We start from the raw sequence: 23,325 nt of genomic DNA on the forward strand, positions 1-23,325 counted from the left end.
GCTCTTCGCGGGGCAAGCCCGCTCCTACAGGGGTAGCACAGGGCCCGAATGCAGCGCTGTACCTGTAGAAGCGGGCGACGCGGTTTAGCGACGAGCGCCGCGCACGCCTTCAGCCAGTGCCGAGCACAGGCTCAATACATCGCTCACCGCCTGACCGGCATCCTTGGCCTGGGCAATCTTGTCGACCAGCGCCGAACCCACTACCACACCATCGGCCAAGCGGGCGATCGCGGCGGCCTGCTCCGGTGTACGAATACCAAAACCAACGCTGATCGGCAGGTCGGTATGCCGACGCAGGCGGGCAATTGCCTCGGTCACGTGTTCGGTAGTCGCGGAACCAGCACCGGTCACGCCCGCAACCGAGACGTAGTAGACGAACCCGGAACTGCGTTCCAGCACGCGTGGCAGGCGCGCATCGTCGGTGGTCGGGGTGGTCAGGCGGATGAAGTCGATGCCTGCGGCCTGGGCCGGGGTGGCCAGCTCGGCGTCGTGCTCTGGCGGCAGGTCGACGATGATCAGGCCATCGACGCCTGCTTGCTTGGCTTCGGCAACGAACTTATCCACACCGAAGCGGTGGATCGGGTTGTAGTAACCCATCAGCACGATTGGCGTGGTGTGGTTATCCACACGGAATTCGCGAACCATCTGCAGGGTCTTGGCCAGGGTCTGGCCGGCTTCCAGGGCGCGCAGGGTGGCGAGCTGGATGGCCACGCCATCGGCCATCGGGTCGGTGAACGGCATGCCCAGTTCGATCACATCGGCGCCAGCTGCCGGCAGGCCCTTGAGGATCTGCAGCGAAGCGTCATAGCCCGGGTCGCCAGCAGTGACGAAGGTGACCAGCGCGGAGCGGCCTTGGGCCTTCAGTTCGGCGAAGCGTTGTTCAAGACGGCTCATGCCTGTTTCTCCTGGGCTGCCATGTGGTTCATCACGGTTTGCATGTCTTTGTCGCCGCGGCCGGACAGGCAGATCACCATCAGGTGGTCCTTGGGCAGGTTCGGTGCGCGCTTGATCGCTTCGGCCAGGGCGTGGGAGCTTTCCAGGGCCGGAATGATGCCTTCCAGACGGCAGGTAGCATGGAACGCATCCAGTGCTTCGTCGTCGGTGATGCTGACGTACTCGACGCGCTTCACTTCATGCAGGTAGGCGTGTTCCGGGCCGATGCCCGGGTAGTCGAGGCCGGCAGAAATCGAGTGGGCGTCGGTAATCTGGCCGTCTTCGTCCTGCAGCAAGTAGGTGCGGTTGCCGTGCAGCACGCCCGGTACGCCGCCGTTCAGGCTGGCGGCGTGCTTGTCGGTGTGCACGCCGTGGCCGCCGGCTTCGACGCCGATGATCTGCACGCTCGGTTCTTCGAGGAACTCATGGAACAGGCCCATGGCATTGGAGCCACCGCCGACGCAGGCGATCAGGCTGTCCGGCAGGCGGCCTTCCTTCTCTTGCAACTGGGCGCGGGTTTCCTTGCCGATGATCGACTGGAAGTCGCGGACCATCGCCGGGTACGGGTGCGGGCCGGCCACGGTGCCGATCAGGTAGAAGGTGTCGTCGACATTGGTGACCCAGTCGCGCAGGGCTTCGTTCATGGCGTCTTTAAGGGTGCCGGTGCCAGCGGTGACCGGGACGATCTCGGCGCCCAGCAGCTTCATGCGGAACACGTTGGCCTGCTGGCGTTCGATGTCGGTGGCGCCCATATAGATCACGCAAGGCAGGCCGAAGCGCGCAGCGACAGTGGCGGTGGCCACGCCGTGCATGCCGGCGCCGGTTTCGGCAATCAGGCGCTTTTTGCCCATGCGCTTGGCCAGCAGCACCTGGCCGATGCAGTTATTCACCTTGTGCGCGCCGGTGTGGTTCAGCTCTTCACGCTTGAAGAAAATCTTCGCGCCGCCGCAGTGTTCGGTCAGGCGCTCGGCGAAGTACAGCGGGTTCGGGCGGCCGATGTAGTCGCGCTGGAAGTAGGCCAGTTCTTCGAGGAACTTGGGGTCGGCCTTGGCCGCTTCGTATTCGCGGGCCAGGTCCAGCACCAGCGGCATCAGGGTTTCGGCCACGTAGCGGCCGCCGAACGAGCCGAACAGGCCGTTGGCGTCGGGGCCGGGACGGTATTGGGACTGGGTCATGGGGCGCTCCAGGGCGTAATCGATGAGTGATGGGCTTTACTCTAACCACGGCAAGGCCGGCTGAAAACCGATAAGATTGCGCAAACTTGTCAGAAAAACTCACAGGTAAAATGGCTCACGACCTCCCTCCCCTCAATGCCCTGCGGACCTTCGAGGCCACTGCCAGGCTCAACAGCGTCAGCCAGGCCGCCGAAGCGCTGCACGTCACCCATGGCGCCGTCAGCAGGCAGATCAAGGTGCTTGAAGAGCACTTGGGCGTGGCCCTGTTCGTCAAGGACGGGCGTGGCATCAAACTCACAGATGCCGGCATGCGCCTGCGTGACGCCAGCGGCGAGGCGTTCGACCGCCTGCGCAGCGTGTGCGCCGAGTTGAGCCGGGATGTGAGCGAGGCGCCGTTCGTGCTGGGTTGTTCGGGCAGCTTGCTGGCGCGTTGGTTCATCCCCCGGTTAGGGCGCTTGAAGGCTGACCTGCCGGAATTGCGCCTGCACCTGTCGGCGGGTGAAGGCGACCTCGACCCACGCCGGCCCGGGCTGGATGCGTTGCTGGTGTATGCCGAACCGCCATGGCCTGCGGACATGCAGGTCCACGTGCTGGCGCAAGAGCGTATCGGCCCGGTGCTGAGCCCGCATTTCGCCGGCTTCGACCGCTTGCAGGCGGCACCCGCCAAGGCTCTCCTGGAAGAAGCGCTGTTGCACACCACCTCACGCCCGCAGGCTTGGCCAACCTGGGCGACAGAACAAGGGTTGGAGGCAGGCTCATTGCAGTACGGCCAGGCGTTCGAGCATCTGTATTACTTGTTGGAGGCCGCAGTTGCCGGCCTGGGTGTCGCAATCGCGCCACAACCCCTGGTTGCCGACGATTTGCGAGCGGGGCGCCTGAGTGCGCCGTGGGGCTTTTCGCCGACCCCTGCAGCACTGGCGTTATGGGTGCCTCGGCGCGCCGCGGATGGGCGCGCCGAGCAGTTGGCGCAGTGGCTACGCGCCGAATTGGCCAGGCAAACTGCTTAGTTGCGCTTGCACAGCAGGTACGCCGCCAGCAGGCCCAGCGCGCCAATGGCAACGCCTGCGGTGGTATACGGGTGCTCCTGGGCGTAGTCGCGGGTGGCGATGCCGGTCTGGCGGGTGCGCTCTTTGACTTCCTCGTAGGCGTCGCTGATCAGGCTGCGCGAATGGCGCAGCGCGCTTTCGGCGTTGCTGCGCATCGCCTTCACTGACTTCTGGGTTTCCTCGGAGGCATCGTGCTTCAGGTTCTCCAGGCTTTTCAGGAGGCTTTCGATCTCCGCTTCCATGCTTTCCAGGGACGTTTTACGCAGCGAGTTGCGGGGCATGTTGACTCTCCTTTGCAGTATGGACTGTAAGGATTGCGACCCCCGGGCTGCGGGAAAGTGCGATCGAACTTTACCGAAGGGCGGCGGCTCGCAGGTAAACCGGGCTTGCGCTGCTAGGCTCAATCTCACTGTCATCCAAGGAGAGCGCTCATGACCGATCATCACACGTACAAGAAGATCGAGCTGGTGGGTTCGTCCCACACCAGTATCGAAGAGGCGATCAACAATGCCTTGGCCGAAGCCGGCAAGAGCATCAAGCACCTGGAGTGGTTCGAAGTGGTCGATACCCGTGGCCATATTCGCGACAACAAGGCGGCACACTTCCAGGTCACGCTGAAGGTTGGCTTCCGCATCGCCAACAGCTGAAACATTCCCAGGCTGGAATAGCCTGGCGTGATGGCGTTATAACACCGGAGGGCGCCTTGGCGGCGCCCTTCTGGTCTTTTCTCATCTGTACAAGGAATGCGATCGATGAAGAAACTGTTGCTGGCGGTGGGTTTGATGGTGGTGGCCGGTGGGGCGATGGCTGCCGGCAAACCCTGTGAAGAGCTCAAGGCCGAGATTGCCTCGAAGCTCGATGCCAAGGGCGTGAAGGGCTACAAGCTGGAAATCGTCAAGAAAGGCGAGCCAGCTGGCAAGGTGGTTGGCAGCTGTGAGGCGGGTCGCAAGGAGATTGTCTACCGCCGCGGCTAAGGTGCTGGATTCTTCGCGGGCAAGCCCGCGAAGAAGCTCACTCGGCCTTGAGGGCCTGCGCCATCAGCTCATAGGACCGAATCCGGTCCGCATGCTCATACAGGTCACAGGTAAAGATCAGCTCATCCGCCCCGGTCTGCTCCAGCAGCACTTCCACCTTGGCCCGTACCTTCTGCGGGCTGCCGATCATCGCCAAGCCCAGGAAACTCCCCACGGCATCGCGCTCATGGGGCAGCCATAGCCCGTCCATGCTTGGTACAGGCGGTTTCTGCATCAGGCTCTGGCCACGGATCAGCGCCAGAATGCGCTGGTATACCGAGGTCGCCAGGTATTCGGCCTTTTCGTCGGTTTCCGCTACCACCATCGGAATCCCCAGCATCACATAGGGCTTGTCCAGCGTGGTCGACGGCTTGAAATGGTCGCGATAGATGCGGATCGCCTCATGCATGTAGCGCGGGGCGAAGTGCGAGGCAAAGGCGTACGGCATGCCGCGCATGCCGGCCAGCTGAGCGCTGAACAAGCTGGAGCCGAGCAGCCACAGGGGCACGTCGGTATCGTGACCGGGCACGGCGATCACTTTTTGATCATCAGTGCGTGGGCCAAGGTAACGCGACAACTCCTCGACATCATCCGGGAAGTCATCGGCGCTGCCAGCACGGTCACGGCGCAGGGCGTAGGCGGTCATCTGGTCGGAGCCTGGCGCACGGCCCAGGCCCAGGTCGATCCGCCCTGGGTAGAGACTGGCCAATGTGCCGAACTGCTCGGCGATCACCAGTGGCGCATGGTTGGGCAGCATGATGCCGCCGGAGCCGACGCGAATGGTCGAAGTGCCGCCGGCCAGGTAGCCGATCAGTACCGAAGTCGCCGAGCTGGCGATGCCGTCCATGTTGTGGTGTTCGGCCACCCAGAAGCGGTTGTAGCCAAACCGCTCGACATGCCGGGCCAGGTCCAGCGAGTTGTGCAGCGATTGCGCCGGGCCTTTGTCGGCGCGCACTGGCACCAGGTCGAGGGTGGATATCTTCAGGTCACGCAGCTGCGTCATCGGAGCCTCCGCAAGGGTGGTTGGCCCGGAGGCCTTTTGAACTTTGTATGGGCAGATTCGAAGGATTCAATGCTCACTGTGCGATTGCTCTGAACTTGCCGCAGGACGCTGACCTCGAAAATGTGAGTAAGTAACCCTACGACCAGGAGGCATCATGAAAAAGACAGCATCGGCGATCTGGCAAGGTGGCCTGAAGGACGGCAAAGGCCTGCTTTCCACCGAAAGCGGCGCACTCAAGCAGAACCCCTACGGTTTCAACACCCGTTTCGAGGGATCGCCCGGGACCAACCCGGAAGAGTTGATCGGGGCGGCCCATGCCGGCTGCTTCTCGATGGCGCTGTCGATGATGCTCGGTGAAGCTGGGTTCACCGCAGACCGTATCGATACCATTGCCGAAGTCACGCTGGACAAACAACCCGACGGCTTTGCCATCACCGCCGTGCACCTTATCCTCAAGGCCAAGGTGCCGGGGGCCAGCGAGGCGCAGTTCCTCGAAATCGCCAACAAGGCCAAGGCCGGTTGCCCGGTGTCGAAGGTGCTCAACGCGAAGATCAGTCTGGACGCCGCATTGGTGGGCTAGGCGGCGCAACGGTGCCGGTTTGCTGTAGTCTAAACAGCGTCGGCAGCACAGCTGCCTTGCCAGGAGCCGCTCCATGATTCGCGTAGCAATCGCCGTGCTGGCTTCGCTTGTGGCCACTTCTGCATTGGCGGCGGTGAAACCGTGCGAAGAACTCAAGGCTGAGATCGAAGCCAAGATCCAAGCCCAGGGTGTGACGTCCTACACCCTGGAAATCGTGCCTAACAGTGAGGTCAAGGATCAGAACATGATCGTCGGCACCTGTGATGGCGGGACTAAGAAGATCATTTACCAGAAGAACGACCGATAAGTGAATGGGGCCGCACTGCGGCCCCATTGCTTTACGGAATGCAGAACACGTCGCTCGGCTCGTTCACCAGCACCTTGCGGCTGGCGTCGTACAGCAGCACCTGCGGGTCCATCACCGGTGCCCGCGCCTCCAGGCGATAGCGCTCGCCGGCCTTGAAGTCGTCGAAGCGCACGGTCAGGTAGCAGGTCCGATCCTTGGGGCTGGTAAGCATGCCGCCGGCATAGATTTCATAGTCGAATCGCACCACCAGTTCATGCTTGCCAGGGGTCAGCTGGAAGTAACGGCCATCGTCCAGACGCTGGCCGTCAAGGCGATCGGCCATGAGCAGGCGGCCAGGGGTAACGGTGTAGAGATCGACCCAGGCCTTGGCGGGGTCGACGGGCGGCAAGGGGCTGGCGCAAGCCCCCAGTGCACTGAGGGCGATCAGCATCATGGGCTGGCGCATGGCAAAACTCCCACTCGCGATACACGAGTTACAAGCATAGCGCCGTTTGTGCGCTTCAGGTGCGCTGGCAACCTGCTGGCAGGCCCTGCCCGACCAGTTTCTGCTGGTGGTCGTACAGCTTGATCCATGGTCGGAAGCCGATACTGCCGGCCTGCAGCTGGTAGCGCTGCCCGGCGTTGAAGTCCTTGAAGGTCAGCTTGACCTGGCAATCGCGCCACAATGGCTCGTCGACCGGGCCGATATTGCTCGGCGTGACCGGGAATTGATAGCGCACGGTCAGCTCATGGCTGCCGGGAGGCACTTCGAAATAGCGCGTGTCAGCCCAGTCGCGCTCATCCACCTGCTTCGCGTCCAGCGACGCTTCGTCATAGGGAGTGAGGTCTACCCAGGCCAGATTCGGGTCCGGGTCGGGCAGGGTTGAACAGGCAGAAACCAGTACCAGTGTGCCGGTGACCAACAGTGCACGCATGGCGAAACTCCCCCTTGGCGAGATAGTCTTGGAGCGCATTGGCCATGAGCGAGTTGGATAGCCCCAGATGGATCTCATTGTTCTTTTCAAGCGCTCAGGCCCTGGGCCACTCGACTGCGTTTTCAGGCGTTTGGTTCCCCTGCTGGCTGTCTTTCTGCTGAACGGTTGCAGCACCGTGGGCTATTACGGCCAGTTGGCCGAGGGGCAATGGCAGCTGTTGCGGGCGCACCAGCCGGTGGACAAGGTGATCGCCGACCCGGCCAGCAGCCCGCGCTTGCGCGCTCGCCTTGAACATGCCGAAGCGGCGCGGGTGTTTGCCAGCGAACAGCTCAAGCTGCCGGACAACCGAAGCTATCGGCTCTACGCCGATCTGCAGCGCCCCTACGTGGTGTGGAACGTGTTCGCCACACCTGAGCTGTCGTTGCAACCGGTCACGCACTGCTTCCCCATTGCCGGCTGCGTCGCCTACCGTGGGTATTACCGCCAGGGTGCCGCGCGTGGTGAGGCGGCGTTGATGCGTCAGCAAGGCCTGGATGTGTACGTGAGCGGCGTCGAAGCGTACTCGACGCTGGGCTGGTTCGATGATCCGATCCTGTCTTCCATGGTCGCTTGGGGGGATGAGCGGCTGGCCACGCTGATCTTCCATGAGCTGGCTCATCAGCGCTTTTATGTGCAGGACGACACCGAGTTCAACGAGTCGTTTGCCACCTTCGTCGAGCAGGAAGGCACGCGGCAATGGCGCGCCGCCCGAGGGCTTACGGCGATAGGGGAGGATCAGTCGCAGCAGCGCGACCAGTTCACCCGGTTGGTCCTGGCCAGCCGTGAGCGGTTGCAGGCGATTTATGCGGGGCCCTTGGACGATGCGCACAAGCGGGCGGCGAAGCAGGCAGAGTTCGAGCGCTTGCGCAGTGAATACAAGCAGGTGCGAGACAGCCAGTGGAACGGGGACAAGCGCTATGACGCCTGGATCTATGCGCCGCTGAGCAATGCCAAGTTGTTGCCGTTCGGGCTTTATGACCAGTGGGTGCCGGCGTTTGCGGCTGTATTCCGAGAGGTGGGTGGGGATTGGGCGCGGTTTTATGAACGGGTCGAGCAGCTTGGGCGGTTGCCGGCTGTCGAGAGGAAAGCGGAGTTGCAGCGGTTGATGTGAGCCTGTGAGATTTTGGGGCTGCAAAGCAGCCCCATGGCCCTCAGCCCTGGATAAAGGCCTGATGCAAATCTGCCACACTCGCGAAATGGTAGGCCGGTGCCTCGGCCACCAGCTCTTCATGGCTACCAAACCCATACCCTACCGCCACCGCCTGCAAGCCATTGCTGCGAGCCCCGATCAGGTCATGCTTGCGGTCGCCAATCATCAGCGTCTGCGCTGGATCCAGCCCTTCCTCATCCAGCAGATGACGGATCAGCTCGACCTTGTTGGTCCGCGTTCCATCCAGCTCGCTCCCGTAGATCACCTTGAAGTGGTGATCGAACGCAAAATGCCGGGCAATTTCCCGGGCGAACTCCCACGGCTTGGACGTGGCGATATACAGCGTCCGGCCTTGGCCATTCAGGGCTTCGAGCAGCTCCGGCACGCCTTCGAACACCAGGTTCTCGTACAAGCCAGTGACACGGAAGCGTTCGCGGTAGAAGTTCACCGCTTCCCACGCCTTGGCTTCATCGAAGCTGTAGAACTGCATGAAGGCCTGCAGCAGCGGTGGGCCGATGAAGTGTTCGAGGCGGGTCAGGTCGGGCTCGTCGATGCCCAGCTTGGCCAGGGCATACTGGATCGAGCGGGTGATGCCCAGGCGCGGGTCGGTCAAGGTACCGTCGAGGTCGAAGAGGATGTTCTGCTGGTGCATGTTCGTCTCGGTAGTCTGGTTCATTCCGGTTGGTCGTAGCCTTCGGCCAGGTGCTGGTCCTTGAGCTTGACGTAGTTGCCGGCGCTGTAAGGGAAGAAGGCATGTTCCTGGTCGTTGAGCGGCCTGACCTGTTTCACCGGGCTGCCCATGTACAGGTAGCCACTGACCAGGCGCTTGCCGGGCGGCACCAGGCTGCCGGCACCGATGATCACTTCGTCTTCGACGATGGCGCCGTCCATGATGGTGCTGCCCATGCCGACCAGGATGCGGTTGCCCAGGGTGCAGCCATGCAGCATGACCTTGTGGCCGATGGTCACCTCGTCACCGATGATCAACGGATAACCGTCGGGGTTGAAGGGACCGGCGTGGGTGATGTGCAGCACGCTGGCGTCCTGCACGCTGGTGCGTGCGCCGATGCGGATGCGGTGCATGTCACCGCGGATCACCGTCAGCGGCCAGACAGAGCTGTCCTCGCCGATTTCCACATCGCCCAGGACCACCGCCGAACGGTCGACAAATGCCCTGAGTCCCACTTTCGGAGTGTGTTGCTGGAAGCTGCGGATGGCCATGATAGCGTCTCTCATCTTTGCCGATAGGCAGGCTGCCTGCTGCGGTCGGCGTCGATTGTAATTAAGATGGGGCAGTGTTTCTCCTGCCAAGGTATCCGAACCGTGAGTGCGAACAACCCACTTCTGCAGTCCTACGATCTGCCGCCCTTCTCGCAAATCCGTGCCGAACACGTGTTGCCGGCGATCGAAGCGATCCTGGCCGACAACCGTAAAGCCATTGCCGAGATCCTCGAACAGCAGGGCAAGACCCCAACCTGGGCCGGCCTGGTGCTGGCCATGGACGAACTGAACGACCGCCTGGGTGCTGCCTGGAGCCCGGTCAGCCACCTTAACGCGGTGTGCAACAGCCAGGAACTGCGCGAGGCTTATGAGTCCTGCCTGCCAGCGCTGAGTGCCTACTCTACCGAACTGGGCCAGAACCGCGCGCTGTTCGAAGCCTATGAGGCACTGGCCAACAGCCCGGAAGCCGCGGGCTTCGACGTGGCGCAGAAGACTATCCTCGACCACGCCCTGCGTGACTTCCGCCTGTCGGGCATCGACCTGCCGGCCGACCAGCAGCAGCGTTATGCCGAAGTGCAGAGCAAGCTGAGCGAGCTGGGCAGCCGCTTCTCCAACCAGCTGCTCGACGCCACTCAAGCCTGGACCAAGCACGTTACCGACGAAGCCGCACTGGCCGGCCTGACCGATTCGGCCAAGGCGCAGATGGCCGCTGCTGCACAGGCCAAGGGCCTGGACGGCTGGCTGATCACCCTGGAATTCCCCAGCTACTACGCGGTGATGACTTACGCCAGCGACCGCGCCCTGCGTGAAGAGCTGTATGCCGCCTACTGCACCCGTGCCTCGGACCAGGGCCCGAATGCCGGACAGTTCGACAACGGCCCGGTGATGCAGCAGATCCTCGACCTGCGCCAGGAACTGGCCGGGCTGCTGGGCTACAAGAATTACGCCGAGCTGAGCCTGGCGACCAAGATGGCCGAGTCCAGCGATCAGGTGCTGAGCTTCCTGCGCGACCTGGCCAAGCGTTCCAAGCCGTTTGCCGCCCAGGACCTGGAGCAGCTCAAGGCCTACGCCGCCGAGCAGGGCTGCCCTGAGCTGGCCAGCTGGGATGCCGGTTACTTCGGCGAGAAGCTGCGCGAGCAGCGTTACAGCGTGTCGCAGGAAACCCTGCGCGCCTACTTCCCGATCGACAAGGTGCTCACCGGCCTGTTCAGCATCGTCCAGCGCCTGTACGGCATCGAGATCGCCGAACTCAAAGGCTTCGACAGCTGGCACCCGGACGTGCGCCTGTTCGAGATCAAGGAAAACGGCCAGCACGTCGGCCGCTTCTTCTTCGACCTCTACGCCCGTGCCAACAAGCGTGGCGGTGCCTGGATGGACGGCGCCCGCGACCGTCGTCGCACGGCTGGCGGCGAACTGCAGAGCCCGGTGGCCAACCTGGTGTGCAACTTCACCCCGGCCGCGCCTGGCAAGCCTGCGCTGCTGACCCACGATGAAGTCACTACCTTGTTCCACGAATTCGGCCACGGCCTGCACCACATGCTGACCCGCATCGAGCATGCCGGTGTGTCCGGCATCAATGGCGTGGCATGGGACGCGGTCGAGCTGCCGAGCCAGTTCATGGAAAACTGGTGCTGGGAGCCGGAAGGCCTGGCCTTGATCTCCAGCCACTACGAAACCGGCGCGGCCCTGCCCCAGGACCTGCTGGACAAGATGCTTGCAGCGAAAAACTTCCAGTCGGGCATGATGATGGTGCGCCAGCTGGAGTTCTCGCTGTTCGACTTCGAGCTGCACGCCAGCCACGGTGATGGCCGCAGCGTGCTGCAGGTACTCGAAGGCGTACGCGATGAGGTTTCGGTGATGCGCCCACCGGCGTACAACCGTTTCCCCAACAGCTTCGCGCACATTTTTGCTGGCGGATATGCGGCGGGCTACTACAGCTACAAGTGGGCTGAAGTGCTGTCGGCCGACGCCTTCTCGCGCTTCGAGGAAGAAGGCGTGCTGAATGCCGAGACCGGTCGCGCGTTCCGTGAAGCGATCCTGGCCCGCGGCGGCTCGCGCGAACCGATGGAGCTGTTCGTGGACTTCCGGGGGCGTGAGCCTTCCATCGATGCATTGCTGCGCCACAGTGGTCTCACCGAGGACGCTGCGGCATGAGCGAGGTTGCAGTGAACAAAACCAAGAAACGCTTTATCGCCGGGGCGGTCTGCCCGGCGTGCAGCGAGCCCGACAAGCTGATGATGTGGAGTGAAGACGACGTCCCGCACCGCGAGTGCGTGGCCTGCGGCTTCACGGACACCCTTAATGAACAGGGCCTGTCGGTGCCCAAGGAGCTCGGTACCCGGGTCAACCAGCTGGCGCCGAAAGCGGCACCGGCCAAGGTGCAGACCGTGCAGTTCTTCCCGAATCCGAAGCTGAAAAAGCCGAGCGAGTAATCCGGGTCGACGGGTGTTAGATAATGCCAGCCGCGGCAGCGGAGGGAGGGCGGATAGTTCTGCTCTTCTTCCGCATCCCGTCAGGTACTGTCATGGCACTGTTGCACGCTGCAAATTTACTGGATTACCGGCAGGTCACTCCCGATCAGGCCCTGCACGCTATTGAAACCAGCATTGCCAACTATCGTCTGGGCATCGAAGCGGTTGTCGAGCATCAGGCCGCATTACCCACCTGGGACGATCTCGTCCTTGCCGTCGATGCGCTCGACGCCGATCTGCAAGGCACTTTCTATGACTTTGCGCCCATGGCCAACCATAGTGATGAGTGGCGGCAGGTGTTCCAGAAGACCTATCTCGAGGCCGATGGGTGCTTCAAAGAGAAGCTGCGAAATGTCGAGCTGTATCAACTTTATGTTCGTTTGGCCAACAGCGCAGTGGGCCAGCATCTGGATTCGCGCAAGCAAGCGACGCTGGCGCTGATCCTTCAGGAATACAAGAACGGCGGCGTACACCTGGGCACGGAAGACAAAGCCCGCCTGCAACAACTGGAAAAGCGAATAGGCGAGCTTACGACACGATTCCTGACCAACGTCGACTCCGCCGTTGCATCCCTTGCCGTGCACGTTACGGATGAAAACCGACTTGAAGGGATTGCCGGCCAACAACAGGGGCAGATGCGCTCGGTTGCGCAGGCCGCAAAGCTTTCCGGTTGGGTGATCGCCTGCGACGAAGCAAATTTCACCCACGTCCTCAAATTTGCAAAAGATCGGTCGCTGCGTGAACAGGTTTATCGTGCCTACCATTTACAGGGCGTCAGCGACGACCCTGCGCTCGACAACGGTGAAGTGATTCGGGAACTCGTTGAACTGAGAAATGAAAAGGCACGTTTGCTGGGGTTCGAGGACCATGTGCAGCTGAGTGTGCAGACCAAGAGCATCGGCACTGTTGCCCGGCTGGAGGCATTTCTGCAAAGTCTGGAAGATCGGATGAAACCGGCCATGTCGGCTGCTAGAGGCACAATAGAGCCGCATGCGGCAGCACATGGTATTGATACCCTCGAACCTTGGGATATCGAGTATCTGTACGCCAATGCCCTTAGCTCCGAGAGCCTGCTTTCGGAGGCAACCATGCAGGAATACTTCACGTTCGAAGTTGTGGTGGCGGCGCTGCGCGAGATGGCCAGGCGGCTCTTTGGCGTTGAGTTGCAGAAGTTGAATGACTCAAACGCCTGGCATCCCAGCGTAATCGTCTTTGAGGTGGTCAAGGATCATGCAACGATCGGTCATCTTTATCTGGATGCCCTGCAGCACGATGGCAAAGCACCTGACACGGTCAAGACCGTGACCCATTGGCATCGACGGGTAGATGCCGAGGGGCGTTATCACCGTGTCGTGGTTGCCGTGTACAGCGACATACCTCAGGGTATTGATGGTCGCCCTCCGTTGTTGGACCACCTGGCGCTCAGAAAGCTCTACCATGAGTTTGGTCACGCCCTGCACAGTCTGCTGGTCAGCACGAACAATCACCTGCTCTCCGACACGCGTCGGCTGGGTAGCGATGGGGTGGAAGTTCCATCGAAGCTCTTCGAGTGCTGGGTCTGGGATGCCGACTACCTGGCAAGTATCTCTGCTCACTACCAGGACGGTCGAAAGTTGAGCAGCGCTGAACTGAAGCCCGTGCTGGACAAACTGCAAGGCGACAATGCCCGGTCAAGCGCGACGCTCCTGGGCCGGGCGCTTCTCGATCTGGGCTTGCACCGATCGGCCACCAACGGAGTGGACCTTTCCCGTCTCGTGACTGACAGCCATCTGCGCACCGGGCTATGGCCGTTGAAAGGTTTCGAGAAACCGCTGCACGGTTTCACTCATCTGGTGACGGGTTACGATGCCGGCTTTTTCGGTTACCTCTGGGCGGATGTCCATGCGTGGGACCTGTTCAGTCGGTTCGAAGCGGCAGGCTTGCTGGATCAGCCAACCGGTCGAGCATTGCTGGATGAGGTTCTTGCACCGTCCGTATCTCGGCCGTTCTTGCAGGGTATCGAATCGTTCCTGGGCCGACCGGCGGATACGACACGATTCCTGAAGTGGACGGGGCTGGCCTGATGCCGTTGCGGTGACCGGCGGCGCTGGTGTGCGCCGCGCGAAAACTATACTGTATATAAATACAGTTTAGGTGGCGTCCATGATGATTCCCATGTCGCAGAAAGGGCGTGGCACTGTCCTGCAACCACACAACCGTTTCGCTTCGTCCCGCTCTGTGGTCGAGGACGATGGTTGGTATCAGGAAGTGCCACTCACCCAGGGCACCGAGGTGCGCGTCGAGATAGCCAAGTCCGTCATCAGTCGCAATACCTCCCCCGATCTGCCCTTCGACCGCTCGATCAATCCTTATCGTGGCTGCGAGCATGGCTGCATCTACTGTTATGCCCGTCCCTCACATGCATACTGGGACCTTTCCCCAGGGCTGGATTTCGAGACCAAGCTGATCGCCAAGGCTAATGCTGCCGAAGTGCTTGCGCAGCAGTTGAGCAAACCGGGCTATGTCTGCGCGCCGATCAACCTGGGCTCCAACACCGACCCTTACCAGCCAATCGAGCGCGAGCAGCAGCTGACGCGACGGTTGCTGGAAGTCCTTTTGCGCTTTCGCCATCCGGTGACCATCGTCACCAAGGGCGCGCTGGTACTGCGCGACCTGGACCTGCTGGCCGAGATGGCCAGCCAGCGTCTGGCGCGGGTGATGATCAGCCTCACAACCTTGGACAACGACCTCAAGCGGGTGCTCGAGCCTCGCGCGGCTTCACCCAATGCCAGGTTGCGGGCCATTCGTGTGTTGCGCGAAGCCGGGGTACCGGTGGGCGTGTTGTGTTCGCCGATGATTCCGATGATCAACGACAGTGAACTGGAACACCTGCTGGAGGCTGCAAAGGAAGCGGGTGCTCAGAGCGCTGCCTACATGATGCTGCGCCTGCCGTTGGAAGTGGCACCATTGTTCGAGCAGTGGCTTCAGGAACATTACCCGCAGCGGGCGGCCCATGTGCTCAGCCTGATTCGCCAGTGCCGTGGCGGCGAACTTTACGACAGCCGCTTCGGTGCGCGGATGCGTGGTGAGGGGGTGTTTGCCGAGCTTCTGGCGCAGCGCTTTGCCAGGGCGATGAAGCGGCTGAACTTCGAGGGGCGGGAAGCGCAGGCATTGGATTGCTCGGCCTTTTGCCCGCCCGGTGGTCAGATGGCGTTGTTCTGACTGCAAGTGGCGCCTGCCGGCATCCCCAGTGTCACTCATTCAAGCAAATAATCTGAGTAATGGCTCTTGGCAGCTGATGCTTTTTTGCTATTATTCAGCTCCCGCCTTTTCGATCTGGAACGCCTGTTCTAGAGCCTTCGAATTAAGTTTCAGTTAAGTTTTACCCGCTAGCGTAGGAATCCAGTCAGCGACGACTGTGATCTATCGCCTGTGCGCGTCATCTAAATCTGCGCATAGCCAGAATCTTTCACCGGTAAAATGGATTTACCTTCACACCGTCAAGAGGATGAATCATGCCCGTAAAGGACCCATCCAAGGTCGTTCCGCCAGCTCCAGCGGAGAGCGCCGATGCCGCTCTGAAGCACATCGTCGACGGCTTCCTGCGCTTTCACCATGACGTCTTCCCCGAGCAGCAGGAGCTGTTCAAGAAGCTCGCCACTGCGCAAACTCCGCGCGCCATGTTCATCACCTGTGCCGACTCACGCATCGTCCCCGAGCTGATTACCCAGAGCTCGCCGGGCGACCTGTTCGTGACCCGTAACGTCGGTAACGTAGTTCCGCCATATGGCCAGATGAACGGCGGCGTTTCCAGCGCGATCGAGTACGCGGTGCTGGCGCTGAAGGTGCACCACATCATTGTGTGCGGCCACTCCGACTGCGGTGCCATGCGTGCCGTGCTGAACCCGCAATCGCTGACCAAGATGCCGACCGTTTCCGCCTGGTTGCGTCACGCCGAAGTGGCCCGCACCGTGGTCGAGAACAATTGCTCGTGCGGCAGCGAGCACGAAACCATGCAGGTGTTGACCAAGGAAAACGTCATCGCCCAGCTGCATCACCTGCGCACCCACCCGTCGGTGGCTTCGCGCCTGGCAGCGGGTGAGCTGTTCATCCACGGTTGGATCTACGACATCGAGACCAGCAAGATCGAAGCCTACGACGCAGCCAGTGACAGCTTCATGCCACTGACCGCAGGCGAGCCCGTGCCCTGCGCCACTCCGAGAGGCCGCTACTAAGCGACCCGTCCACAGCTGAATCTTGAATAGCCGGCTGCACCCAACGCGGGTGCGGCGCGGCCTTCGGCTGCCTTGAAAATGCCCTGACTACCCTGCCGGCGATTCCCGCTGGCGGCCCGCGCCTGCGCGTTCGTCAGGGACCAAACGTGCCCACGGCCAGGGGAATGGCCGTGCGTCAGAGAAAGGAGAAACACGGTGAACATTACACAGTTGAAAGCGGCCCTGCCGCGTGAGTTGCTGGCGTCGGTGGTGGTCTTCCTGGTCGCCCTGCCGTTGTGCATGGGCATTGCGATCGCCTCGGGCATGCCGCCGGCCAAGGGCCTGATCACCGGTATCATCGGCGGTATCGTGGTCGGCTTCCTGGCGGGCTCGCCGTTGCAGGTGAGCGGCCCGGCGGCGGGCCTGGCGGTGCTGGTATTCGAATTGGTGCGTCAGCACGGCATGGCCATGCTTGGGCCCATCCTGCTGCTGGCGGGGATTCTGCAATTGCTGGCCGGGCGCTTGCGCCTGGGATGCTGGTTCCGTGTCACGGCGCCAGCAGTGGTGTACGGCATGCTCGCTGGCATCGGGGTGCTGATCGTATTGTCGCAGGTGCATGTAATGTTCGACACGGCGCCACAGCCGTCGGGTCTGCAGAACCTGCTGGAGTTTCCCGCTACCGTGAGTGCTGCCCTGCCGTTGGAAAATGCAGGTTCCGGCTGGATGGCCGGTGCGCTAGGGCTGGGTACCATTGCCATCATGTGGGCCTGGGAGCGGTTGCGGCCACAGCGGCTAAGGTTCGTTCCGGGCGCCTTGCTGGGCGTGGCGGCGATGACCGCTATCGCCATGTGGCTGGCGCTGCCGGTGAACCGTGTGCAGGTGCCAGCGGACTTGACCGAAGCCATCGACTGGATTCGCCCCGATGACCTCATGAAACTGGCTGACCCGACATTGCTGGTTGCCGCCTTTGCGCTAGCGTTCATCGCCAGTGCCGAAACCTTGTTGTCGGCCGCTGCGGTCGATCGCATGCACAGTGGCCAGCGCTCGGATTTTGATCGTGAGCTTTCGGCCCAGGGGATCGGCAATATGCTCTGCGGGCTCCTGGGAGCCTTGCCGATGACCGGCGTGATCGTTCGCAGCTCGGCCAATGTCCAGGCCGGGGCACAAACCCGGGCCTCGGCGATCCTGCATGGGTTGTGGTTACTGGCGTTCGTGGTGGTGCTGAGTACGGTACTGCAGCAGATTCCGGTGGCGAGCCTGGCAGGCGTGCTGGTCTACACCGGTATCAAACTGGTCGATTTCAAGGCGCTGCGAAATTTGGGCCGCTACGGTCGGATGCCGATGTTCACCTATGTGGCGACAGCCATGGCGATCATCTTCACTAACCTTTTGACCGGTGTACTGTTGGGTTTCGCGCTGACATTGCTGAAGTTGGCATTCAAGGCAGCGCGCCTGAAGATCTGCCTTGTCCAGCTGGAACCCCGTGGTCATATGGAGCTGCGCCTGAGCGGGGCGGCAACGTTCCTCAAGGTGCCAGCGTTGACTCAGGTGCTCGAAAGCGTACCTGCCGGTACCACCTTGCATGTGCCGCTGGCCAACTTGACCTACATCGACCATTCATGCCTGGAACTGCTGGAGGATTGGAGCAAGACCAGCGGCTCCAGCCTGCGTATCGAACAGCGAGGGCTCAAGCGCAGGGTGGAAGGCCGTTTGCGTAGCGTTGCTGGCGCCTGAGGTCAGTGCTTGAGCTCGGTCATCTCCGGTGCACCCGGCCATGTACCTGTCAGGTTCACGGTGCGGGTGCCGCCCAGCCACTCGCTGGCGGGCGTGTTCCACCGCATCGACTTGCGGGTGTTGGAGCCGATATTGATGAACTCTGCAGTCAACACCATCTCGGTGGCAGTGAGGGGAATTTCGCCGAAGCTGGTTGAGCTTCCACAGATTACGGTCCTGGAATCTTCGACCGGGCCGGCGGGTGTCTGGTAGGTCAGTGTGACCTTGGTGGTGTAGGTGGTGAAGGACGAAGCCTTGCTATCAATCAGCAGGTTCAAAACGCCGATCTTGCCGACCCAACTCGGAATCAGCACCCGGCTGCCTGCAAACGAGGCAAAGGTATAAGCGATTGGCAGGGGGTCAGTTGCCACTTCACCGCTTTTTGCCGGTAGGGTATGCGTCTCCACTTCACTGGAGTTGCTGGTGAATACGTAGCTCGCCTTGCCTTTGCCATTGATGCCTTCTTCACCGAGCAGGCGGTTGAGGCCGCTTGCGCTGCCTGAAACGGTGAAGCTGGCGTTGTTCTTCTTCGATACTGCATTCAGCCCGCTGCTGGCGTAGATGACCGAGGTCACCACGCCAAAACCTTCGGAGATGCCGGCTGCGGTCGCCATGTTCAACTTGTGCGCCTGGGAGAGCAGCCAATCGTACTGGTCGTCCAGCACGGAAAGGTTGCTGATGGCGTGCTCACCGGCGATCGCGAACTCCGAAGTAATGGAGTTCTCCTTGTCGAAAGTCCATTCCAGTGCGGCATCAGGTTTGACTTCGGCACCGGTGTTCGGGTCAAAGATCACCCCTCCGACATTGGCGCTGACGCTCCTGCACGCCACGCCAGTGGATTTGAAATCCCACTTCCGGCTTTGCTGGTTCTTGCTGATCTGGACGCCGGGCAGGCAATCGGCCACAAGCTTGAAGTCGCCGGAGTCGGAATCGATTATGCCGACTGCGCCGGGCTTGATGGAGGGATTGAGGCCCCAGTTGCCCCATATTGTGCGATAGGTACCCCGCAACAGGTCCGTGTAGATCCGGTTTCTTCTGATCGTCATTGTCATCACCTTTAAATGGAAAAGGCCGCCCAGAGGCGGCCGGATGACAGTAATGATCTGAGGTGGGGGGCAGCAGCGGGAGCGCTTTCCCTAGCCGGTTCGTAGAGTCAGGCGTTGGTCTTGCCAAACTCCACGTTCAACTGGCGCGACAGGCACGGCCAGCGCTTCCAGGCTTCACCCGTCTGCGGGCTGCGGAGGGTTTCGCGATAGGCTTCCACCGATTCTGCGGCAAAGCTGTCGTCATCGAGCATTTCTTCCAGCGAGTGGTGCACTACCTCATCCAGCTGATTGGCAAAGGTTTCGCCGATCAGCTGGTGGGCGATCAGGTTGGCCACCGTGGTGTCGACCGGAATCAGTGGTTGCTGAAAGTGGCGGATGTACAGGTCGTTGACCTCCTCCACCAGGCGGTGCGCCAGGTAGGCCTCATCCAGCAGGCAATCGAGCCCCACATGCCCCTGCATCACGCTCGGCGGCCGCAGGAAATAGGCTTCGGCAATCTTCAGTACGGGTTTTATCTGGGATTCGATCCCCGCTTCGCGGGCTACGTGGTAGGCGGCATCCAGCAGCTCCGGGACCTGATCGATGTAAGCGCTGACGAAGCGCGCCAAAGTACCCTGGGCGTCCTGCTCAGGCAGTTTGATCGAGGGGTGCAGGTGAGGCAGTTGCAGCTCGAGACGCTCTTTCAGTTGGCCGGTGCGGCCTTCGTGGTCGTGGGCTTGGCTAATCTGCTCGCGTACAGCAGCGATGTTCATGACAACTCCAGGGACAAGACGTTTCAAACGGAAGACACTAAATTAGCTCGGTATACAGAATACCTAAGACGCATTTGTTATAAACCTCGCAAACGTGTGCGCAGTTCGGCATATCGCATTGCCATTATTTTGCCATAACCCCTCAAGCTCGGGCTTTTGCACGGCCTTTCGCATTTCTTGAAGTTCATTTCACCAGCGTCGTTGCGTGCCGTTGGTCGCTGTCTATACTCCCGTTGAACGTGATTCGTTGATGAGGCCCGACTGCTTTTGCAGGGGCTCGGTCGTCGAAGCCAGGCAGTCTTGACCGCCGTTCCCTCTTGCCGCAGGCCACGCCTCCGGGACTACAAGAACGAGAAGGGGAACCCGCAATGATGCGACATCCACATGTCTGGATGGGCCTCCTGTTGTGGTCGGTTTTTGGTCAGGCCAACGCTGCCTGGACCGTGAACATGCACCCGGGGGCGACGGAAGTCTCCAACGCTGTGTTCGACCTGCACATGACGATCTTCTGGATCTGCGTGATCATCGGCATCGTGGTTTTCGGTGCGATGTTCTGGTCCATGGTCATTCACCGCCGTTCCACCGGCCAGCAGCCAGCGCATTTTCACGAGCACACCTGGGTGGAAATCCTCTGGACCATCGTGCCCTTCCTGATTCTGGTGGCCATGGCCATTCCGGCCACCAAGACCCTGATCGACATCTACGACGCCAGCGAATCGGACATCGACATCCAGGTCACCGGCTACCAGTGGAAATGGCACTACAAATATCTGGGCCAGGACGTGGAGTTCTTCAGCAACCTGGCCACCCCCGCCGATCAGATCCACAACAAGGCGCCCAAGGACGAGCACTACCTGCTTGAAGTCGACCAGCCGCTGGTGCTGCCGGTCGGTGCCAAGGTGCGCTTCCTGGTGACCGCCGCCGACGTCATCCACTCCTGGTGGGTGCCGGCCTTCGCGGTCAAGCGCGACGCCATCCCAGGCTTCGTCAACGAAGCCTGGACCCGTATCGAGAAGCCCGGCATCTACCGCGGCCAGTGCACCGAGCTGTGCGGCAAGGACCACGGCTTCATGCCGGTGGTGGTCGAGGTCAAGTCCAAGGCCGATTACGACACCTGGCTCGGCGAACGCAAGGCCGAGGCGGCCAAGCTCAAGGAACTGACCAGCAAGGACTGGACGCTCGAAGAACTGGTCGAGCGTGGCGACAAGGTCTACCACACCACCTGTGTGGCCTGTCACCAGGCCGAGGGCCAGGGCCTGCCACCGATGTTCCCTGCGCTCAAGGGTTCGAAAGTGGCCACCGGGCCGAAGGACGAGCACCTGAGCACGGTGTACCACGGCCGCCCGGGCACGGCGATGGCCGCGTTCGGCAAGCAGCTCTCGGAAGTCGACATCGCCGCCGTGGTCACCTACGAGCGCAACGCCTGGGGCAACAACAAGGGCGACATGGTCACGCCGAAGGACGTGCTGGCGCTCAAGCAGGCAGAAGCCAAGTGAACCGGGTTTTGCGCGGCAATCAGCGGATTGCAGGAGACAGGACATGAGTGCAGTGATCGACGACCACGCCCAAGGCCATGACCACGCACACGGCCCGGCCAAGGGCCTGATGCGCTGGGTGCTGACCACCAACCACAAGGACATCGGCACGATGTACCTGTGGTTCGCCTTCATGATGTTCCTGCTTGGCGGCTCGTTCGCCATGGTGATACGCGCCGAGCTGTTCCAGCCCGGGCTGCAGATCGTCGAGCCGGCGTTCTTCAACCAGATGACCACAATGCACGGCCTGATCATGGTGTTCGGTGCGGTGATGCCGGCCTTCGTCGGCCTGGCCAACTGGATGATCCCGCTGATGATTGGCGCACCCGACATGGCCCTGCCGCGGATGAACAACTTCAGCTTCTGGCTGCTGCCAGCGGCGTTCCTGCTGCTGGTCTCGACCCTGTTCAGCCCCGGCGGCGGGCCGAACTTCGGCTGGACCTTCTATGCCCCACTGTCGACCACCTACGCCCCGGCCAGCGTCACCTTCTTCATCTTCGCCATCCACCTGATGGGTATCAGCTCGATCATGGGCGCGATCAACGTGATCGCCACCATCCTCAACCTGCGCGCCCCGGGCATGACCCTGATGAAGATGCCGCTGTTCGTCTGGACCTGGCTGATCACCGCGTTCCTGCTGATCGCGGTGATGCCGGTGCTGGCCGGCGTGGTGACCATGATGCTGATGGATATCCACTTCGGCACCAGCTTCTTCAGCGCCGCCGGTGGCGGTGACCCGGTGCTGTTCCAGCATGTGTTCTGGTTCTTCGGCCACCCCGAGGTGTACATCATGATCCTGCCGGCCTTCGGCGCGGTCAGCTCGATCATCCCGGCGTTCTCGCGCAAGCCGCTGTTCGGCTACACCTCGATGGTCTACGCCACCGGCGCGATTGCCTTCCTGTCGTTCATCGTCTGGGCCCACCACATGTTCGTGGTCGGTATCCCGGTGGTCGGCGAGCTGTTCTTCATGTACGCCACCATGCTCATCGCCGTACCCACTGGGGTGAAGGTGTTCAACTGGGTCAGCACCATGTGGGAAGGCTCGCTCAGCTTCGAGACGCCGATGCTGTTCGCCATCGCCTTCGTCATCCTGTTCACCATCGGTGGTTTCTCCGGGTTGATGCTGGCCATCGCCCCGGCGGACTTCCAGTACCACGACACCTACTTCGTGGTGGCGCACTTCCACTATGTGCTGGTGCCCGGGGCGATCTTTGGCATCTTTGCCTCGGCCTACTACTGGCTGCCGAAATGGACCGGCCACATGTATGACGAAACCCTCGGCAAGCTGCACTTCTGGCTGTCGTTCGTCGGCATGAACATGGCCTTCTTCCCCATGCACTTCGTGGGCCTGGCCGGGATGCCACGGCGTATTCCCGACTACAACCTGCAGTTCGCCGACTTCAACATGGTTTCGTCGATTGGCGCTTTCCTGTTCGGCACCACGCAGCTGTTCTTCCTGTTCATCGTCATCAAGTGCATTCGTGGCGGCGCGCCGGCACCGGCCAAGCCCTGGGATGGCGCCGAGGGCCTGGAATGGTCGATCCCCTCGCCGGCGCCGTATCACACCTTCCAGACTCCGCCGGAAGTGAAATAGGAGCCTCGCCATGAAAGGCTCGTCGCTCAAGCGCCTGGTCACCCGCCTGCTGCTGCTGACGGTGGTGATGTTCGGCTTCGGGTTTGCCCTGGTGCCGATGTATGACGTGATGTGCAAGGCCTTCGGCATCAACGGCAAGACCGGTGGGCAGTACGAGGGCAGCCAGGTCAGTGACCCGACGCGTTCGGTGCGGGTGCAGTTCATGTCGACCAACGCCGCCGACATGGTCTGGGACTTCTATTCCAAGGGCGACGAACTCGAGGTCAACCCGGGGTCTGTGAACCAGATGATCTTCGTCGCGCACAACCCGACCAACCGGCCGATGAGTGCGCAAGCGATACCCAGCATCACCCCGGCCGAGGCCGCGGCGTATTTCCACAAGACCGAGTGCTTTTGCTTTACCCAGCAGGTGCTGCAGCCCGGCGAACGCATCGAGATGCCGGTGCGCTTCATCGTCGACCGCGACCTGCCGGAAAGCGTGAAGCACCTGACACTGGCCTACACCTTGTTCGACATCACTGCACGTCATCCGCCGGTCGCCCATGCCGCGGTACAGGACGTCCAGGGCGCCCGCTGAGGG

Annotated in this window: 25 protein-coding genes; 15 read left to right on the plus strand and 10 right to left on the minus strand. The window is 61.6% G+C overall.

Translation table 11 applies throughout. The features are described from left to right. Positions 1-84 precede the first annotated feature (84 nt). Both trpA and trpB read right to left on the minus strand, forming a co-directional pair. The gene (trpA, locus tag ACOKS3_RS00415; RefSeq protein ID WP_103448361.1) at positions 85-894 is read right to left on the minus strand and encodes a tryptophan synthase subunit alpha; all 810 of its coding nucleotides are present in this window, start codon (positions 892-894) and stop codon (positions 85-87) included. Beyond that, positions 891-2,108: a tryptophan synthase subunit beta gene (gene trpB / locus ACOKS3_RS00420; RefSeq protein WP_085676592.1), complete on the minus strand. Its 1,218-nt coding sequence runs from the start codon at positions 2,106-2,108 to the stop codon at positions 891-893. Before trpB ends, trpA begins: the two co-directional genes overlap by 4 nt. Positions 2,109-2,218: 110 nt before the next feature. Here trpB and ACOKS3_RS00425 point away from each other — a divergent pair, with 110 nt between their 5' ends. After that, positions 2,219-3,115 carry a LysR family transcriptional regulator gene (locus ACOKS3_RS00425; RefSeq protein ID WP_422764322.1) on the plus strand — a complete coding sequence of 299 codons (897 nt, stop codon included), beginning with the start codon at positions 2,219-2,221 and terminating at the stop codon, positions 3,113-3,115. Here the strand turns inward: ACOKS3_RS00425 and ACOKS3_RS00430 are convergent. After that, positions 3,112-3,435, minus strand: coding sequence for an ElaB/YgaM/YqjD family protein (locus tag ACOKS3_RS00430; RefSeq protein ID WP_054884402.1), 324 nt, complete (start codon positions 3,433-3,435; stop codon positions 3,112-3,114). The genes ACOKS3_RS00425 and ACOKS3_RS00430 overlap by 4 nt on opposite strands. Positions 3,436-3,585: 150 nt before the next feature. Between ACOKS3_RS00430 and ACOKS3_RS00435 the strand changes: the two genes are divergently transcribed. Together ACOKS3_RS00435 and ACOKS3_RS00440 are read left to right on the plus strand one after the other, a co-directional pair. Continuing rightward, positions 3,586-3,801 (plus strand): dodecin, encoded by a 216-nt coding sequence (locus ACOKS3_RS00435; RefSeq protein ID WP_103448359.1) that lies wholly within the window; start codon positions 3,586-3,588, stop codon positions 3,799-3,801. 105 nt (positions 3,802-3,906) lie between these two features. After that, positions 3,907-4,128 carry a DUF1161 domain-containing protein gene (locus tag ACOKS3_RS00440; protein WP_103448358.1) on the plus strand — a complete coding sequence of 74 codons (222 nt, stop codon included), beginning with the start codon at positions 3,907-3,909 and terminating at the stop codon, positions 4,126-4,128. Positions 4,129-4,165: 37 nt separating this feature from the next. Here the strand turns inward: ACOKS3_RS00440 and ACOKS3_RS00445 are convergent, their stop codons facing one another. Continuing rightward, positions 4,166-5,170 (minus strand): LLM class flavin-dependent oxidoreductase, encoded by a 1,005-nt coding sequence (locus tag ACOKS3_RS00445; RefSeq protein WP_103448357.1) that lies wholly within the window; start codon positions 5,168-5,170, stop codon positions 4,166-4,168. A gap of 154 nt (positions 5,171-5,324) precedes the next feature. Between ACOKS3_RS00445 and ACOKS3_RS00450 the strand changes: the two genes are divergently transcribed. Next, positions 5,325-5,750 carry an OsmC family protein gene (locus tag ACOKS3_RS00450; protein ID WP_103448356.1) on the plus strand — a complete coding sequence of 142 codons (426 nt, stop codon included), beginning with the start codon at positions 5,325-5,327 and terminating at the stop codon, positions 5,748-5,750. Positions 5,751-5,823: 73 nt separating this feature from the next. Continuing rightward, on the plus strand, positions 5,824-6,057 hold the full coding sequence (locus tag ACOKS3_RS00455; protein ID WP_027917153.1) for a DUF1161 domain-containing protein: 234 nt from the start codon (positions 5,824-5,826) through the stop codon (positions 6,055-6,057). A gap of 31 nt (positions 6,058-6,088) precedes the next feature. Here ACOKS3_RS00455 and ACOKS3_RS00460 read toward each other — a convergent pair whose 3' ends face one another. Next, positions 6,089-6,502, minus strand: a complete 414-nt coding sequence (locus tag ACOKS3_RS00460) for a PA0061/PA0062 family lipoprotein (RefSeq protein ID WP_103448355.1) — start codon at positions 6,500-6,502, stop codon at positions 6,089-6,091. 55 nt (positions 6,503-6,557) lie between these two features. Further along, on the minus strand, positions 6,558-6,971 hold the full coding sequence (locus ACOKS3_RS00465; protein ID WP_103448354.1) for a PA0061/PA0062 family lipoprotein: 414 nt from the start codon (positions 6,969-6,971) through the stop codon (positions 6,558-6,560). Positions 6,972-7,038: 67 nt separating this feature from the next. On the opposite strand from ACOKS3_RS00465, the gene ACOKS3_RS00470 reads away from it, so the two are divergent. Further along, positions 7,039-8,121: an aminopeptidase gene (locus tag ACOKS3_RS00470; RefSeq protein WP_422764321.1), complete on the plus strand. Its 1,083-nt coding sequence runs from the start codon at positions 7,039-7,041 to the stop codon at positions 8,119-8,121. Positions 8,122-8,161: 40 nt separating this feature from the next. On the opposite strand, the gene ACOKS3_RS00475 is transcribed toward ACOKS3_RS00470, so the two are convergent. Both ACOKS3_RS00475 and ACOKS3_RS00480 read right to left on the minus strand, forming a co-directional pair. Further along, positions 8,162-8,812 (minus strand): HAD family hydrolase, encoded by a 651-nt coding sequence (locus ACOKS3_RS00475; protein ID WP_103449857.1) that lies wholly within the window; start codon positions 8,810-8,812, stop codon positions 8,162-8,164. Between the two features lie 20 nt (positions 8,813-8,832). Next, a complete protein-coding gene (locus ACOKS3_RS00480) occupies positions 8,833-9,381 on the minus strand; it encodes a gamma carbonic anhydrase family protein (protein ID WP_103448352.1) in 549 nt (182 codons plus the stop codon). A 66-nt stretch (positions 9,382-9,447) separates the two neighbouring features. On the opposite strand from ACOKS3_RS00480, the gene prlC reads away from it, so the two are divergent. From prlC to ACOKS3_RS00510, 6 genes are all read left to right on the plus strand, one after another. Continuing rightward, on the plus strand, positions 9,448-11,535 hold the full coding sequence (gene prlC / locus ACOKS3_RS00485) for an oligopeptidase A (protein ID WP_103448351.1): 2,088 nt from the start codon (positions 9,448-9,450) through the stop codon (positions 11,533-11,535). Continuing rightward, positions 11,532-11,813 (plus strand): YheV family putative zinc ribbon protein, encoded by a 282-nt coding sequence (locus ACOKS3_RS00490; RefSeq protein WP_103448350.1) that lies wholly within the window; start codon positions 11,532-11,534, stop codon positions 11,811-11,813. Before prlC ends, ACOKS3_RS00490 begins: the two co-directional genes overlap by 4 nt. A 92-nt stretch (positions 11,814-11,905) precedes the next feature. After that, on the plus strand, positions 11,906-13,915 hold the full coding sequence (locus ACOKS3_RS00495; RefSeq protein ID WP_422764320.1) for a M3 family metallopeptidase: 2,010 nt from the start codon (positions 11,906-11,908) through the stop codon (positions 13,913-13,915). Positions 13,916-13,994: 79 nt separating this feature from the next. Beyond that, entirely contained in the window at positions 13,995-15,053 is a 1,059-nt protein-coding gene (locus ACOKS3_RS00500) for a PA0069 family radical SAM protein (protein WP_103448348.1), read from the plus strand. Between the two features lie 293 nt (positions 15,054-15,346). Beyond that, positions 15,347-16,066, plus strand: a complete 720-nt coding sequence (locus ACOKS3_RS00505) for a carbonic anhydrase (RefSeq protein ID WP_103448347.1) — start codon at positions 15,347-15,349, stop codon at positions 16,064-16,066. A 195-nt stretch (positions 16,067-16,261) separates the two neighbouring features. Beyond that, positions 16,262-17,779 (plus strand): SulP family inorganic anion transporter, encoded by a 1,518-nt coding sequence (locus ACOKS3_RS00510; protein ID WP_103448346.1) that lies wholly within the window; start codon positions 16,262-16,264, stop codon positions 17,777-17,779. A gap of 2 nt (positions 17,780-17,781) precedes the next feature. Here ACOKS3_RS00510 and ACOKS3_RS00515 read toward each other — a convergent pair whose 3' ends face one another. Then, positions 17,782-18,864, minus strand: a complete 1,083-nt coding sequence (locus tag ACOKS3_RS00515; protein WP_103448345.1) for a hypothetical protein — start codon at positions 18,862-18,864, stop codon at positions 17,782-17,784. Positions 18,865-18,971: 107 nt separating this feature from the next. Continuing rightward, positions 18,972-19,616, minus strand: coding sequence for a hypothetical protein (locus tag ACOKS3_RS00520; protein ID WP_103448344.1), 645 nt, complete (start codon positions 19,614-19,616; stop codon positions 18,972-18,974). 368 nt (positions 19,617-19,984) lie between these two features. Between ACOKS3_RS00520 and coxB the strand changes: the two genes are divergently transcribed. Genes coxB through ACOKS3_RS00535 form a run of 3 tightly spaced genes read left to right on the plus strand, consistent with a single transcriptional unit; the run spans position 19,985 to position 23,322 of the window. Beyond that, entirely contained in the window at positions 19,985-21,112 is a 1,128-nt protein-coding gene (gene coxB / locus ACOKS3_RS00525; RefSeq protein ID WP_103448343.1) for a cytochrome c oxidase subunit II, read from the plus strand. 43 nt (positions 21,113-21,155) lie between these two features. After that, positions 21,156-22,745, plus strand: a complete 1,590-nt coding sequence (gene ctaD / locus ACOKS3_RS00530) for a cytochrome c oxidase subunit I (protein WP_060483857.1) — start codon at positions 21,156-21,158, stop codon at positions 22,743-22,745. Between the two features lie 10 nt (positions 22,746-22,755). Beyond that, positions 22,756-23,322 (plus strand): cytochrome c oxidase assembly protein, encoded by a 567-nt coding sequence (locus tag ACOKS3_RS00535; RefSeq protein WP_103448342.1) that lies wholly within the window; start codon positions 22,756-22,758, stop codon positions 23,320-23,322. The last annotated feature ends 3 nt before the right edge of the window (positions 23,323-23,325 follow it).

The organism is Pseudomonas sp. HS6-2, assembly GCF_049325675.2.
In the GTDB taxonomy this organism is placed as follows: domain Bacteria; phylum Pseudomonadota; class Gammaproteobacteria; order Pseudomonadales; family Pseudomonadaceae; genus Aquipseudomonas; species Aquipseudomonas putida_N.